The organism is Burkholderia sp. E168m23, assembly GCF_016586125.1.
Classification (GTDB): domain Bacteria; phylum Pseudomonadota; class Gammaproteobacteria; order Burkholderiales; family Burkholderiaceae; genus Burkholderia; species Burkholderia orbicola.
Window position 1 is genome coordinate 1 of the sequence record NZ_BCPP01001007.1, and the last position, 2,494, is coordinate 2,494.

Annotated in this window: 2 protein-coding genes and 1 pseudogene; 1 reads left to right on the plus strand and 2 read right to left on the minus strand. The window is 60.6% G+C overall.

The features are described 5' to 3' along the window. Both JMF90_RS40740 and JMF90_RS33250 read right to left on the minus strand, forming a co-directional pair. Window positions 1-155, minus strand: a pseudogene (locus JMF90_RS40740) (MFS transporter); the annotation flags it as partial. A gap of 236 nt (window positions 156-391) precedes the next feature. After that, window positions 392-1,315, minus strand: a complete 924-nt coding sequence (locus JMF90_RS33250) for a dihydrodipicolinate synthase family protein (RefSeq protein ID WP_011548553.1) — start codon at window positions 1,313-1,315, stop codon at window positions 392-394. A 181-nt stretch (window positions 1,316-1,496) separates the two neighbouring features. Between JMF90_RS33250 and JMF90_RS33255 the strand changes: the two genes are divergently transcribed. Next, window positions 1,497-2,441 (plus strand): LysR family transcriptional regulator, encoded by a 945-nt coding sequence (locus JMF90_RS33255; RefSeq protein WP_011548554.1) that lies wholly within the window; start codon window positions 1,497-1,499, stop codon window positions 2,439-2,441. The last annotated feature ends 53 nt before the right edge of the window (window positions 2,442-2,494 follow it).

The following is a 2,494-nucleotide window of genomic DNA, read 5'->3' on the forward strand; positions in this document are numbered from 1 at the left end:
CCCATGATGATACGGGCCTTGGTGTGCCACCGGCAGAACGGTACGTTCTCGATTCGGAACAGCAGGTTCGCCGCACGCAACTGCTCGCTCGTGGTGCGCGTTGCGCTCTCGGATTGACCAACACCGACGCTGTAGGCGGTCAAAGGGGTGTTCATGCTGTCTCCTGAAAAGCTGCATTTTATGGGCCCTCGGACTTCGTCTTTTTTAAGCACCGTCGCGCTTCTGTCTTGTAGTGTCGCGATGTTGGAGCTTGTTTGGTCGTTTCCCGATCCTGTTATGGGCGACGTGCGAAACGAGCGTTCGTGCGTCGCCGTGACGGCTTAACGCGGATAGCGAAGCGGGGGCAGCGCTTCGCTATCGTCATAACGGCTATGAATGCGCCGCTTCCGCGTCAGTCGACGAGGCCTGCCGAACGCAGTGCGTCGGCGATTTCAACGTCCGCGCCTTCCGCGAGCGGCAGCAGCGGCGAGCGCACCGTCGCGTGCTCGAGAATCCCGCGAGCCACGAGGCCGTGCTTGAGTGCCACGGTGCCTTCCATGTGCGAGCCACGGTGGTACACATTGCGCGTGACGGGCAGCAGACGATCGTGGATCGCGCGTGCGGCCGCGTAGTCTTTCGCCTTACCGGCCTTGATCAGCTCGATGAGCGGCTCGGGGGCCAGGCCGCCGTAGCCGACCAGTGCACCGTCAACGTCGAACATCGTGTGCAGCAGATACTCGTCGTGGCAGGTCAGGATTTGCAGTTCCGGACGCTCGCGACGGATGATGGGGATTTCAACATCCCAGCGACGCATGTTGCGCACGCCGTTTTTCATCGCGAACACGCCCGGCTGTGCGGCGATTTCGAGTTGCGTTTCGAGGTTGTACGTCGCCTTGGTGGCATCCGGGTACTGGAACAGGATCAGCGGCAGGCCGCTGCCTTCGTAGATGGCGCGGTAGCGGTCCTGCGGCGCACCCTTCTGGTAGCCGAAGCGCAACCAGCCGTGCGACGGATACACCAGACCAGCCGACGCGCCGGCCTCGACCGCGCGCTTCGCTTCGTCGACGGCGACTTGCGTACCTTCGAGCGTGATACCGGCGATGACCGGAATCTTGCCGTCGACGGACTTAACGAAGCTTTCGATGACCTGAGCCTGTTCTTTCTGCGTCATGAACGTGCCTTCGCCAGCGTGGCCGAGCACCGTCAGACCTTTCACGCCTTCAATGCTGCCGAGCCAGGAGCCCAGACGTTGAATTGCTGCATGGTCCACCGCGCCGTCGCGGGTGAAAGGGGTAACGGGTGCCGGGACCAGACCGCGCAGATCGATTGCTTTCATGACGTCTCCAAATGTGAGCTTTTCCGCTCCTCTTTCGTAGAGGAGAGCCCGCTGCTCGTTTCGCTTCAAGCTGGAACAACGGTGCATGCGTTGCAGTGTAGGGATGGACGCCTCATGCGAGAACTGCCTAGCAGCACATTTCAGATATACTGATTTGACATATCTGATTGGAGGCCGGAAAGTGGACTACGCGGCTTGGAAGCTTTTCATCGACGCGGCGGAACTCGGGAGCTTGAGCAAGGCGGCCGTTGCCTACGGAACCAGCCAGCCACATATCAGCCGCCAGATCGTTGAACTGGAGCAATACTGCGGCGGCCGCCTGTTCCAACGGACGGGGCGCGGCGTGGTATTGACCGATTTGGGGGCGCGGATTGCCCCGCGCGTCAGGACATGGCTGGCCAGCACGGAACAGTTATCCAACGACATTCGCAGTTCGGCCGGAGAGCCGATCGGCGTGGTCCGACTCGGAATCTTGCCCTCCACCGCTCATCCGCTGGTCAGCACGCTCTACCATCGCCTTCGAGAACGTTATCCCCTAGTGCAGTTACAGGTGCGCGAGGGTCAGGGGGCTTTGTTGGATACGTGGTTGGAAAACGGCAGTGTTGACCTCGCCATCCTCTTTCGAAATAGCCCGACGCCGAAAGACGGTGACGAGTATTTGGTTGAGGCGGCGACTTACCTGGTCGGCGCGGAAGGCGACCCTTTGACCAAGCACCCTACTATTGCTTTTTCAAAGCTCGACGGGATTCCGCTGGTCTTTTTCTGCCGCCCCAATAGCTGGCGCGACCGGCTCGAACAAATTGCCGGTGAACATCAGGTCTCCCTGAATTTTGCGGCAGAAGCCGACTCGTTGAGTCTGCAGGGCCACATCGTGGCCGATGGCGGCATCTATGGGTTGCTCGGACCTTACGCGATTGCCACTCTTGAAAAAGAATGCCGGTTGCAGGCGTCAATGGTGGTTGAGCCGTCCGTGCCGCGCTTCATTGCGCTGGCCATGTCGCCCCACGGCGAACTGACGCTGGCGTGCCGCACGGTGAAGCAGCTCACCAAGGAGATCGCGCGGTCGCGCGCCCTCTCCTCGGACCTGCGACTGGGCGTGTCCGCTGCCTTTCTGCGGTCCATCTGAAAGCTGTACGCGCGCAACAGTGTGCTTTTCGCAATGTAGTATTGTCAGAATAA

Excerpts from the sequence above, each read along its gene's own strand:
- JMF90_RS33250 (WP_011548553.1), bottom strand. The coding sequence starts at position 1,315 with ATGAAAGCAATCGATCTGCGCGGTCTGGTCCCGGCACCCGTTACCCCT.